The sequence below is a fragment of the Streptomyces sp. NPDC043952 genome (assembly GCF_056435325.1).
Genome location: NZ_JBWKES010000006.1, coordinates 1 through 12,290 on the forward strand (window position 1 = coordinate 1; position 12,290 = coordinate 12,290).

The 12,290-nt window shown below is 71.8% G+C and carries 10 protein-coding genes and 1 tRNA gene; 6 read left to right on the forward strand and 5 right to left on the reverse strand.

Translation table 11 applies throughout. The annotated features are described in order from the left end of the window. The coding region (locus AC069R_RS08705) for a transposase (protein ID WP_478766135.1) at positions 1 to 126 on the reverse strand (126 nt) is incomplete at its 3' end. A gap of 144 nt (positions 127 to 270) precedes the next feature. Between AC069R_RS08705 and AC069R_RS08710 the strand changes: the two genes are divergently transcribed. Both AC069R_RS08710 and AC069R_RS08715 read left to right on the forward strand, forming a co-directional pair. Beyond that, on the forward strand, positions 271 to 1,665 hold the full coding sequence (locus AC069R_RS08710; RefSeq protein WP_478765733.1) for a tyrosine-type recombinase/integrase: 1,395 nt from the start codon (positions 271 to 273) through the stop codon (positions 1,663 to 1,665). A gap of 243 nt (positions 1,666 to 1,908) precedes the next feature. Continuing rightward, on the forward strand, positions 1,909 to 2,553 hold the full coding sequence (locus AC069R_RS08715; RefSeq protein WP_478765735.1) for an HNH endonuclease: 645 nt from the start codon (positions 1,909 to 1,911) through the stop codon (positions 2,551 to 2,553). Positions 2,554 to 2,739: 186 nt separating this feature from the next. Here AC069R_RS08715 and AC069R_RS08720 read toward each other — a convergent pair. Together AC069R_RS08720 and AC069R_RS08725 are read right to left on the reverse strand one after the other, a co-directional pair. Further along, positions 2,740 to 2,828 (reverse strand) — tRNA-Ser (locus tag AC069R_RS08720). A gap of 95 nt (positions 2,829 to 2,923) precedes the next feature. Beyond that, entirely contained in the window at positions 2,924 to 4,495 is a 1,572-nt protein-coding gene (locus AC069R_RS08725) for a trypsin-like peptidase domain-containing protein (protein WP_478765737.1), read from the reverse strand. Between the two features lie 323 nt (positions 4,496 to 4,818). Here AC069R_RS08725 and AC069R_RS08730 point away from each other — a divergent pair, with 323 nt between their 5' ends. The 3 genes from AC069R_RS08730 (at position 4,819) to AC069R_RS08740 (ending at position 8,074) form a co-directional block, all read left to right on the forward strand. Beyond that, entirely contained in the window at positions 4,819 to 5,649 is an 831-nt protein-coding gene (locus AC069R_RS08730; protein ID WP_478765739.1) for a glycerophosphodiester phosphodiesterase family protein, read from the forward strand. Between the two features lie 96 nt (positions 5,650 to 5,745). After that, the gene (locus tag AC069R_RS08735) at positions 5,746 to 6,402 is read left to right on the forward strand and encodes an ATP-binding protein (protein ID WP_478765741.1); all 657 of its coding nucleotides are present in this window, start codon (positions 5,746 to 5,748) and stop codon (positions 6,400 to 6,402) included. Between the two features lie 697 nt (positions 6,403 to 7,099). Further along, positions 7,100 to 8,074: a DUF5926 family protein gene (locus AC069R_RS08740; RefSeq protein ID WP_478765743.1), complete on the forward strand. Its 975-nt coding sequence runs from the start codon at positions 7,100 to 7,102 to the stop codon at positions 8,072 to 8,074. Positions 8,075 to 8,327: 253 nt separating this feature from the next. Here AC069R_RS08740 and AC069R_RS08745 read toward each other — a convergent pair whose 3' ends face one another. Beyond that, positions 8,328 to 8,858, reverse strand: a complete 531-nt coding sequence (locus tag AC069R_RS08745; protein ID WP_478765745.1) for a hypothetical protein — start codon at positions 8,856 to 8,858, stop codon at positions 8,328 to 8,330. A 550-nt stretch (positions 8,859 to 9,408) separates the two neighbouring features. Further along, positions 9,409 to 10,077: a bifunctional DNA primase/polymerase gene (locus AC069R_RS08750; protein ID WP_478765747.1), complete on the reverse strand. Its 669-nt coding sequence runs from the start codon at positions 10,075 to 10,077 to the stop codon at positions 9,409 to 9,411. Between the two features lie 608 nt (positions 10,078 to 10,685). On the opposite strand from AC069R_RS08750, the gene AC069R_RS08755 reads away from it, so the two are divergent. After that, positions 10,686 to 12,098: a PP2C family protein-serine/threonine phosphatase gene (locus AC069R_RS08755; RefSeq protein WP_478765749.1), complete on the forward strand. Its 1,413-nt coding sequence runs from the start codon at positions 10,686 to 10,688 to the stop codon at positions 12,096 to 12,098. Positions 12,099 to 12,290 lie beyond the last annotated feature (192 nt).

The following is a 12,290-nucleotide window of genomic DNA, read 5'->3' on the forward strand; positions in this document are numbered from 1 at the left end:
GAACTTCCACACGATCCCGTTCAGGACCCTGCGGTCATCCAGCCGCTTGCGCCCCCGCAACGACTCGGGCAGCAGCGGCCGGACGAACTCCCACTCGGCATCCGACAGTTCATGGCGACGTATCACGACACCATGATCTACCAGCAATGATCATTTGAAGACACCGCCTAGGGGCCAGGCTCCGAGGCACCTGAAGCTCCCCAACGGGCAGATCCGCATACGCCGGACCGACCTCGACGCCTGGTTCGACTCGTGCGAGGTGCAGGAAGCGTGCTGACCTACGACGTGCAGATCTGGGGTATCCGCAAGCGGCCCAACCGCGTGGCGGCCTATCAGCTCCGTTGGCGGGTCGGCCCGCGCCCCTTCTCCAAGAGCTACAAGATCAAGGCTCAGGCCGACGGTCGGCGCTCGGAGCTGTTGGCCGCACTGCGCAACCGCGAGCAGTTCGACACGGAAACCGGCCTGCCCGCCTCGGAGGTCCAGGCGCTCAACTCCACCACGTGGTACGCCCACACACGCGCATATGCGGAGATGAAGTGGCCCGGTGCCTCGGCCAAGCACCGCGCAAGCATCGCTGACACGCTGGCCACCATCACGCCCAAGCTGGTCAAGGACAACGGAGGGGCCCCGGCTCCCAAGGTGCTCCGCATCGCCCTCTACTCGTGGGTGTACCGCTTCGTCCTCGGCGACGACGGGACGCTGAAGCCCCGTATCGACGTTGAGGCACCTCCCGCCGACATCGTGGCGGCGCTGGACTGGATCAGCCGAAAGTCCGTCGACATCATCGCGCTCAATACGCCCTCGGTGGTCCGTACGGCGCTCGATGCCCTGAAGCTGAAGCAGGACGGCACGGCCGCTGCCGAGAACACGGTGAATCGCAAGCGGACAGTCTTCAGCAACTGCCTCCGGTACGCAGTCGAACGGGAGCTGCTTGCGACCCTGCCCCTCGACAAGGTCGACTGGACTCCGCCCGAGACTGACGACGAGATCGACTTCCGATTCGTACCCGGCCCCAAGCTGGCGAAAGCACTGATCGACGCCGTAGGCGAGCAAGGGACACGCGGACGTCACCTGATGGCGTTCTTCGGCTGCCTCTACTACGCGGCCAACCGGCCTGGGGAGGCTGCCAATCTCCGGGAAGAAGACTTCACCCTGCCCGAAGAGGGCTGGGGAGAAGTGGTCCTGTCCACGAGTACGCCCCGCGTCGGCTCTGGCTGGACCGACACGGGCGAGTCGTTCGACACGCGCGGCCTGAAGAAGCGGGCTCGCAAGGCAACCCGGCCTGTGCCGATTCCCCCCGTCCTCGTGCGCCTGGTCCGCGAGCACATCAAGGAGTTCGGCACCGCTGAAGACGGCCGGCTGTTCCGTGCGGCTCAAGGCGGTGGCCTGCTGTCCAAGGAGTACGGGGAGGTTTGGAAGGCGGCTCGGCTCGCAGTGCTGACCGATGGGGAAGCGGCCTCGCCGCTGGCTGACGTGCCGTACTCCCTGCGCCATGCGGGCGTCTCGCTCTGGCTTGAGTCCGGCGTTTCCCCGGCAGAAGTCGCACGCCGCGCGGGCCACAGCATCGCCGTCCTCTTCCGCTTCTACGCCAAGGCAATTCACCGGAATCAGCAGCGCTCGAACGAACAGATTGAGCGCGCCCTTGACGCTGGCGACGAGCAGTAACCACGCTTCCTACCGAAGCAACGACGGCGCCGCTCTGCCCACTCCGGCAGGGCGGCGTCCGGGCATGCACACCACGGATGTCAGACCCTCGTGGCACAGTCACTGCGAGGTGATGATCCGGTGATCGACGATTTCCACCGTCCACAGGGCCTACCGGCATGGGCCAGAGGTAGCTCTCACCACCACGTTCGAGACGACCCGCTTCCGCCAAACGCCGGTCAGCCAGCACTCCCGAGTCGTGCAGTGATCCACATGGCCACGGGCGCCGGTAAGACACGTACCACTCTTGCGATGTACGACCGCTGGCTACGCGAAGAGCAGAGCACGTTTCTCGTTCTGGTGGATGAGGCCCACCGTCTGGTGATCCGAGACGGCAACACCAGATCAGCAGCAGCTTTTCGACAGCTGGTGCAGCCGCCGTCGACTCCGCAGCCAGTGGCTCCGCCCAAGTTAGTAACCTTGCCGTTCCAGCCGCGCCGGCTCCGTGTCCTGAGCGATGCCGAGCAGTACGCGAAGTGGATGACGCAGGCTGAGGAATGGGAGCGTACGGGACGCGATCAGAGGCGTGCCGAAAACACCACCGTTCACAGAGTCCGCAATCCTCTTGTACGCAAAGCTGTGCTGAGGCGGTCCAAAGGGCGCTGCGAGAACCCGCGATGCAGGAATCCTGAACCCGTCGGCTACACCGACAACGGTGATCCCATCCTGGAGGTTGATCACGTCGTCGAGCATGCGAAGGGCGGCCGGGATCACGGCAGCAACACAATCGCCCTGTGTCCCAATTGTCATGCGCTCAAGACCCGAGGCAGGGACCGACACGAACTTGCGGCATTCCTTCAAGAAGTCGCCCAACGGCTCCACCGAGCTGCTTCCCCACCCAGCCGATAGGGGCAGTGTCCTGCACATGGTCGAAACGCCTGGTGAGAGACCTGCGCGGGCAACAATCTGGTCCACGCCTGGTCCACACGCACTGATCCACAACGCGACAGAGCCGCATCAGGGTGAGACAGGCTCCAAGCACAAGGGGTCCCCTCATCGAGGGGCACCCCTTCTGACCAGCACGTCTCTGACCTGCGGAGGCGGTGGGATTCGAACCCACGGTGACGCTTTCACGTCACTACGGTTTTCAAGACCGTTCCCTTAGGCCGCTCGGGCACACCTCCCCGCGCCGCCCACCTGGGGCGGAGCGGGGTACAGCGTACCGGCACGGGGGCGGTCGCGGGGGCGTTGGGGACAACCCCCCGGTGGGAGGGGGTGGTCAGCTGTCGCCGACGCGGGCGCCGAGGGTCAGCTCGGCCGTGTGCTCCTGGCCGCCGCGCTTGTAGGTGATCGTCACCTTGTCGCCGGGCTTGTGGGTCCAGATCTCGCCGATCAGAGTGGGACCGCTGTCGATCACCGAGTCGTCGAGCTTGGTGATCACGTCGCCGGGCTTGAGGCCCGCCTTGGCCGCCGGGCCGTTCGCCTCGACCGCGGCGGCGCCGTCCGCGCCCTGGTCGGTGATCTTCGCGCCGTCCGAGGAGTCCTCCAGGGAGACGGACGCGCCGATCTTGGCGTACACCGGCTTGCCGGTCTTGATCAGCTGCTGGGCGACGTACTTGGCCTGGTTGATCGGGATGGCGAAGCCGAGGCCGATCGAACCGGACTGCCCCCCGGAGCCGAAGCCGCCGCTGCTGCCCGAGGACTGGATCGCCGAGTTGATGCCGATCACCGCGCCGGAGGCGTCCAGCAGCGGGCCGCCGGAGTTGCCCGGATTGATGGACGCGTCGGTCTGGAGCGCGTTCATGTACGACGCCTTGCTGGTGGCGCTGCCGTCACTGGAGGCCACCGGGCGGTTCTTGGCGCTGATGATGCCGGTCGTCACCGTGTTCGACAGGCCGAAGGGGGCGCCGATGGCGATCGTCTCGTCGCCGACGGCCACCTTGTCGGAGTCGCCGAGCGGCAGCGGGTTGAGGTCGGAGGGCGGGTTCTTGAGCTTGATGACCGCCACGTCGTAGCCCTGCGCGTGGCCGACGACCTCGGCGTCGTACTTCCGGCCGTCCGGGAACGTGGCGGTCAGCTTGCCGCCGTCGAGGGCGTCCGCCACCACGTGGTTGTTGGTGATGATGTGGCCCTGCTTGTCGAAGACGAAGCCGGTGCCGGTGCCGCCGTCGCCGTTGGAGCCCTCGGCCTCGATGGTGACGGTGCTGGGCAGCGCCTTGGCCGCCACGTTGGCGATGGTGCCGGGGGCGCGCTTGACCTGGGCCGCGCCGTTGTCGGAGGCGGAGACGGTGGTGGAGCCGCCGTTGTCGTTGTTCCTGGCCAGGGTGTAGCCGAGGCCGCCGCCCAGACCGCCCGCGACCAGCGCGGCCACCAGGACCGCGGCGAGCAGTCCGCCGCGTCCGCGCGGCTTGGGGGCGGGCTGCTGGTACGACGCTCCCCAGGCGGCACCGCCACCCGCGCCGCCCGCGCCGTCGGCGTAGGTCGGCGTGCCGGGCGGCGGCGGGGGCGGCCAGGCGCCCTCGGGACCGGCGGCAGGGGGCTGCGGGGCGGTGTCCGGAACCGGCGGCAGGGGGGTGGTCGGCTCGGGGCCGCCCGGCGCGGCGGGGTAGCCCTGGCCACCCTGGGGTGCGTGGTGCGGCTGCGGGGGCCGGCCCCCCTGGTGCGGCTGGGGGGACTGGGGAGCCTGGGGGGTCTGCCCCGGCTGCTGGTCCGCTTGGTGCTCCGGGCCCGCCGGCCCCTCGTTCCCCTCCGGCGCGGTGCCTGCCCGCGGGGACGCGTCGGGAGAGGCCACCGGCACGGGAGGTGCGGACGGGGCCGGGGGTACCGCGTTGCCCTCGTTCTCGGTGCTCACAGCTCTACTCCTCGATCCACGGCTGTTGGTCCTCGGTCGCACTCGGTCACGTTCGTGCACGCTCGGCGGCGCGTGCGCGCTGATCGTGGCCTGTCACGATGCGGCTGCGCATGGTCCTGCGTTCACTGTTCCAGTTTGTATGCAGTCAGCTTTTCCCACGGGCCGTCAGAGCACCATAAGCCGTGGCTGTGGGTCCCGGACCAGCCCTTACAAAGGGCATTCACGGAAAAAGTTACATAAACCGTCATGTCGTGTGCCACCGTTCGCCGGTCGGACGCACGAGCGCCGCCACGCTTACCCCGCGGTGGTGGCACCATGACGCGGTGACCACCCACGCACGACAGCTCTCCGTCCAGGTCGTCGCCCACCGGGGCGCCTCCGAAGACGCACCGGAACACACCCTGGCCGCCTACCGCAAGGCGATCGAGGACGGCGCGGACGCCCTCGAGTGCGATGTGCGGCTGACCGCCGACGGCCACCTGGTCTGCGTCCACGACCGGCGGGTGAACCGCACCTCCAACGGCCGCGGCGCCGTCTCCGCCCTGGAGCTGGCCGATCTCGCCGCGCTGGACTTCGGCTCGTGGAAGACCGGTGAGCCCTATCGCGGCCGGGTCGAGGAGCCCGACTGGGAGCACCGCCCGGAGGACCGCGGGGAGACCTCCGTCCTCACCCTGGAGCGGCTGCTCGAACTGGTCGCGGACGCCGGACGGCGCATCGAGCTGGCCATCGAGACCAAACACCCCACCCGCTGGGCGGGCCAGGTCGAGGAGAAGCTGCTCGGCCTGCTCGGGCGGTTCAACCTGGCCGCGCCCGCCGCGGCCGCCGAGTCGCCCGTGCGGATCATGAGCTTTTCGGCACGCTCGCTGCACCGGGTGCACGCGGCCGCGCCGACCCTGCCGACGGTCTACCTGGTGCAGTGGCTCTCGCCCCGGCTGCGCGACGGACGGCTGCCGGCGGGTGTGGGCATCGCCGGGCCCCCGGTGCGCATCGTGCGCAACCACCCCGGATACGTGGAGCGGCTGAAGCGGGCCGGGCACCAGGTGCACGTGTGGACCGTGAACGAGCCCGAGGACGTCGAGCTCTGCCTCGGGCTCGGCGTCGACGCCATCATCACCAACCGGCCGCGCGCGGTGCTGGACCAGCTCGGCCGCTGACCCTGCTTGTCGACGCCCTGGTTCGACCTCGGGCCGGCCGTCGGCGCCGTCACGGGGAGTGCTCCGGCGCGTTCGGATCGTGTGCGCGTCCGGTGAATGCGTCAGCGGAAGGGGATTGGCCGGTTTCCGGCACAGATCACTGGGGCATCCACACCGTGGCGTGGGGCGAAGGAGGTCTCGGGGGTGGCGTTGGTGGTGGCACAGGAGGTGCCCACGTCGTCGTGCATGGCCGTACCCCATGGCCCTGCGGGCGTGGGGGACGCGAGGCGCCGGATGCGCGCGCAGCTGCGCGGCGGAGGCGTGGCGGAATCGGTGGTCGACGATGCCGTACTGATCCTTTCCGAACTGCTGAGCAATGCGTGCAAGCACGGCCGGCCGCTGGGCGGCAGCGGCGCGGGCACCGGCGACGGATACGACGGCGGTGACGTGCGGGCCGCATGGCGGGTGGACACGCGCGGCCGGCTCATCGTGGAGGTCACGGACGGCGGGGGCCCGACCCGCCCGGCGCCGGCCACCCCCTCGGTGACCGCGCACGGCGGCCGGGGGCTGGCCATCATCACCGCGCTCGCCGACGACTGGGGGGTACGGGACGACGTCCGCGGCGAGGTGACGGTCTGGGTGGTGGTCCACGGGGACGTGCACGACCCTGATGCCCGCTGCCGCCGCGACCACGCCACCGCCGCGCTCACCGCATCGGCACCACCGGACCTGTCCGGCCTCGACCTCACGGAGGTGTTCGAGGACCTGGCCTGAGAGCGGTGGGCTGGGCAGGACGACGGCGAGCCGGGGCTGGGGTTCTGGGGAGCTGGGGTGGGTGCTGGGTTCCGGGAAGCGGGGCGCGGGGCGCGGGTGTTGGCGCTCCGGGGTACGGGGGCGAGTGCTGAGGTTCCGGGGCGGGTGCTGGTGTTCTGCGGCGGGCCGCTGGTGTCTGGGGCGGATCGCCGAGGTCCGGGGAGGGGGAACCGAGGCCCACGGCAGGCCACCGCTGGCCGGAGGTGGCGGATCACCGAGGCCCACGGTGGGCCGAGATCCGGAGGCGAGCCGCCGAGATCCGGGAGCGGCCCATCAATCGCCAAGGTGTGGGACGGGCTCCCAAGGCACGCGGCAGGCCCCCGAGATCCGGAGCGGGCCGCCACGAGATCCGAGCGCGGGCCACCGACGCATACGGCAGGCAGCAGGTCCGAGATCGCCCCCCGAAGGTGCAGGAAAGGGCCGCCACAAGAACCGCAGACGGGCCACCGGGCTCCAGAACAGGGTCCCCAGTCCAGGGCCAGCCCACGAGGTCCGACGGCGTACCCCGGTGCGCGGCCGCCAGCGGCAAGCACAACATCACACCATCGGCCTCCCCCCACACCCCCGCACCCCCGTTATCCACAGGTTCCCGTCGGGGATGGTGTGAGCGGCTAGGCTCCCGCCGTACGAGAAGCGCCGTAACCGGGAGACATCCACGATGGCCAAGAAGCGACCCCAGACGAAGGCCAAGAGCCCGCAGCCGACCGGCGGGGCGGACGGCGCCATTCCGGTGGTCGGCGGCCGCGAGCCCTGCCCCTGCGGCAGCGGCCGGCGCTACAAGGCGTGCCACGGCCGGGCCGCCGCGCACGCGGTGACCGAGCTGGTGCACCGGCCGTTCGAGGGGCTGCCCGGCGAGTGCGACTGGGTGGCGCTGCGCGAGCTGGTCCCCGCCGCCACGGCCGAGCTGACCCTCTCGGCCGGCCTGCCCGAGGGCGTCCCCTCGGTCACGCTCGCCACGGTGCTGCCGATGGCCTGGCCCGCCCTGCGCCGCGACGACGGCTCCATCCTGATCGGTCTTCAGAACGACACGTCCTCCGGCGACATCAGCCGCGACCTGGCCGACACCCTCCTGCGCGCGCTGGAGGCGGAGCCCGGCACCCCGGTGCAGGGCCGGCGCGCCCCCGCCGACGGCCCCCGGCTCCAGGACCTGCTGGCGGCGGACGCCCCGTTCGAGCCGGTCGTGCACAGCGGCTTCGAGTTCTGGGTGCCGGACGCGGAGAACGCCACCCCGGAGGTCGCCGCCTCCCTGGAGCGGGCCAACGCGGCGGCGATCCCGACCACGCGGCTGTCCGGCGTGGACGCGGCGTACTGGTGCGAGACCCCCGAGAAGAACCACCTGCGCTGGGTGATGCCCCACCCGGAGGAGCGGCTTCTGGACGCTCTCGCGCGCCTGCACGCGCAGGGCCGCTCCAGCCTCGGCGAGGGCACCCGGCTGGTCGGCTCCTTCCGTGCTCACGGCCTCACCGTGCCGGTCTGGGACCTGCCGGGCGAGGTCCGCGCGGAGGATGTGGAGAAGCCGGCCGCCGAGTTCGCCGAGCGCCTCGCCGCCGCCCTCGCCGTCGAGGAGCCGCTCACCCCGGAGGAGCGCCGGGCCCGCGGCGGACTGACCAACCGGCAGGTCACGCTCAGCTGACGGCACCCGCACCGGTGTCATGACTGACTGGTCGGTCAGTCATGACACCGGGTCGCCGACGGGTGAATCCGGTCACAACTCCCCGCTCCGACACGGGAATCGGTAGGAATTCGATGGCCGAATGCCTGAGTCGGAATTTGCGAACGGCGGATCTCTTGTTACCGTTCCAGTAGCCCGGTTGCTGGTGCATCCCCCGTCGCCAGCAACCGGGTCTTTTCATGCCCGCGTCCAGCCTCCGGCGCACCGCGCGACGTCAAGCGTCGTCCGGCCCACCGGAGTTGCTGCCCGAGCGCAGCAGCAGCGCCCCGCGCGGCCCGCCCTCGGCGAACTCCGCGGCGGCCGTGTACGCGTCCGCCCCGCCCCGGCTGTGCTCGCGGGGGGTCTCACAGGTGGCGGGCTCGTCGTCGGTCCCCGTGTCGCAGCGCGTACGCGTGGTACGGCCGCCGGGGCCCATGAGGCTCAGCTCGGCGTCCAGCGCCTTCCCGGTGGCGTTGCGGTAGTAGGTGCGCGCCCAGGTGTCGGCGCCCTGGATCAGCACGCAGGTCTGCGCCTCGATGCCCTCGGGGGAGCTGAGCTGGGGGCCGCAGCGGGCGGCGGTGGCGAGTCCCAGGCCCAGCAGTCCGGGCGAGCGGCCGGGCGCGGCCGAGGGGTCCTTGCCGTCACCGTGCCGCGGCGCGCCCGGCACCAGGACGTCGCTCACGTCCCGGACCTGCCCGGCGGACGCCACGGTCAGCGGCAGCACCACGGCGGCCGTCACCACACACGCCAGCCCGACGAGATGCACCCGCCGCGGATCGGCCTTTCCGTACCGCGCCCGCCGGAACCCGCCCTTCGGCCGCGGGTCGGCGCCGTCACCGGGCGCACCTCCGGACTCGGACGAACAACCGTTTACGCACGGAGAGTTGTCCTCGACCGCCGACCGGAGGCCGACCCCGGCCTCAGCCGGCATCCGGGAACCGGCCCCGGCGCCCGCGTCCGCCCCGGCGCCGACCGGCGTCCGGAGGCCATCGCCGACCGGCGTCCGGGGACCCGCCCCGCCGTCGGCCGGCACCTGAGGCCCGGCCCACCCGTCCACCGGTACCCGGCCCCGCGCACCGCCCTCCACCGGCACCCGGCCACACGCACCACCGCCCTCCACCGGCACCCGGTCACGGGCACCGCCGTCCCCCACCGGCACCCGATCCGCTCCGCCGTCGTACCGCGGCCCTGTGCCGTCCGGGCGCCGGTGTCCCCCGTCGCGCGGCCGGCGCGTTCCATGGCCCCCAAAAATTCGCAGCATGGGCGGAACATAACGAGCGGGGCACGCCCGCCCGCACCGTGCGCGCCGGAGAGCCCTACAACTCGGGCGTGCTCACACCCGTACGAGTGAGGGCCTCGACCACGGCGTCCACCACCGCCTCGACGTCCGGCACCCAGGGCGCGGCCGAACCCGGCAGCGGCGCCCGTTCCCAGCGCACCGCGCCCGCGCCGGTCTCGGACGGGGGCAGCGCGATATAGCCGCCCTCGCCGTGGAAGCGCAGCGAGCCGGGGACGTAGTCCTTGGCGTAGAGCAGCTCGCCCAACTGCGCCATGGAGTACGGCTCGACGAGCAGCGCCCAGCGGGTGGGCGAGGCGACGACCGGGCCGAGGCGCATGCCCCGCGCATCGAGCAGGGCGAGGGCGCGGGACGCGGCGAGCGCGGGCAGGCTGACCGCGCAGGGTGCCTTGCCGCCGGTCGCGAGGATGACGGGCGCGCTCGGCCGGTTGGTCCACCACCAGCGCACCATGCGCCCGTCGGTCGTGGCCGCGAGCAGGCCGGGGTCGAAGGGGTGGGCGCCGGGCACCGTGCACTCCGGGTCGGGGCAGCCGCAGCGGGCCCGGCCCTGCGGGTCCGGGGCCACGCCCGGTAGTACGGGCCACTGCCACTCCGTCGCGAAGGTCAGGGCCGCGCTGATCGGCTCAGGCGTCCCGTCGTTCCGTCGCTTGGACAGGAGCCTGCGTCGCCTTCCGAGGATCTCGCGCATGAGCGCTCGTTCCTTTCCGTTGCACCGCTGGCAACACCGTGGTCCACATCACAACATGAGTCGATCACTGCACTGTGCGTACCTGGTGGCGCATCACATCCCCGCGCACGGCGGGGGATCCCCAGGGGTTCGAGCGTCGGTCGCGGCCGCGTCCACGGCAGTCAAGGCAGGCACGGTCACGGCGCGGGGGTGGCGAAGCATGGCGTTTGCCGTCGCGCGTGGTTCTCTCCGCCTCCGCCACGGGAGGATGGGGCTCGGCCGTCGGTGGCTATGACGCCCGGGTCCGTCGCCAGGTTCCGGGTGGTCCCCAACCACCCCTGGCCTTCTCCGAGTACGTACCCATCACGACCGCTGTGACGCTCCGTGGAGCGAGCCCAGTCGACCGCAGCGGACCGTTCCCCCAGGCAGTTTTGAGCCAACTTGGCGGTAAGGCAAGGGGTTCCCGGAAATCACCCACCAGTCCCGCGGACACCAGGAAACCCCGCAGGACAATGCTGGACATCCCCTCACGAGTGCGTGTACATGTGGAGACACTGCTAGCGGCGCAGAATCACCTGGGGGTTTGCGATGCTTTTGAGCACTGTGCACCAGTCTGAAGGCCGCGCGCCATGAGCGCCCCACACCCCCCGAAAGTGGCCGGAATCGATCCCACTGTTCCCACGCCCGCCCACACTGTCGCGCCCGCCTCTCCCGTCCCGGAGGCCACCGCGGGCACCCTCGCGGACACCGTCCCCGCCGCCCCCGCCCCGCACCCCCCGGTCGCCGCCCCCGGCACGCTCCTCCAGGACCGTCTCGCCGGCTGGGTCTCCGACCTCACCACGCTGCACGAACTCACCGAACGGCTCGTCCGCACCAGCGCGTTGGAGCCCGCTCTCGACGAATTGCTGGGCGCCACGGCCGCCCTCGTCGGCGCCCGCCGCGGTCTCGTCGTGCTGGACCCCGGCGACGGCGGCCCCCGCACCACCCGCGGCCTCGGCCTCGGCCGCGCCGACCTCGGCCACCTGGAGACCGTGCCGCGCGGCGCGCTGCCGTACGACACCGCGGGCACCGCCGAGATCGTCCACCCCGACCTGTTCGCCGAGGACGATCTCGATCCCCGGCACCGCGAGGTCGCCGCCCGCCTCGGCTACGCCGCCAGCTACGCGCTGCCGCTCGCCACCGACAACGCCGGCCGCCTCGGCGCCGCCGTCTGGCTCTACGACGAACCCGCCGAACCCCGTGAACGGCAGCGCCACCTCGCGGGCCTGTACATCCGGCACGCCACCGAACACCTGGCCAGGCTGCGGGAAGTGGAGCGCACCCGCGCCTGCGTGGCCACCATCACCGAGGAACTGCTGCCCTCCCGGCTGCCCCGCGTGCCCGGCGTCCAGCTCGCCGCCCGGCATCGCACCGGACCGCGCGGCGGCGGCGACTGGTACGACGCGCTGCCGCTGCCGGACGCGGCGCTCGGCCTGTCGGTCGGCTCGGTCAGCGGTTCGGGACCGAGCGCGGTGGCCGCCATGGGCCGGCTGCGCGCCTCGCTGCGCGCGTACGCCGTGATGGAGGGCGAGGATCCGGTCGCCGTCCTGTCCGACCTGGAGCTGCTGCTGCGGCTGACCGAGCCCGCCCGCTCGGCCACCGCCCTGTTCGCCTACTGCGAGCCCGCGCTGCGCCGGGTCACCCTGGCAGGTGCCGGGCACAGCCCGCCGCTGCTGATCGGGGAGCGGCGCACCGAGTTCGCCGAGACCTCCGTCTCCGCGCCGCTCAACATGCTCTCCTGCTGGGAGGCGCCCAGCACGGAGATCGAGGCCGAGGCGGGCGAGACGGTGCTGCTCTACACCGACGGGCTGCTGCACCGTACCGGTGACCGCATGGACCGCGCCTTCGCCCGGCTGCACTCGGCCGCCGCGAGCGTCCCGCGGGCGCTGCGGCAGGACCCCGGAGCCATCGCCGACCATGTGCTGCGCATGGTGCTGCCGGACGGCCCGGAGGCCGCCGACAGCAGGGAGGACGTGGTGCTGCTGGCGGCCCGCTTCGACTGAGGCAGCCGGCGGCAGGAGGCCCGGCCCGGCATGACCGCTCGGTGCCCGGCCGGTGCCAGGCATGGCCGGACGACCGCCCCTGGCCCGTCCCGGTACGACCGTACGATGATGGAGGTCCCCGGCTCGGACACAGTGACCCCATCGTGGCGAGCCGCACGGACCGCTCCGGGGGAGATCACACGCCGTACCGAG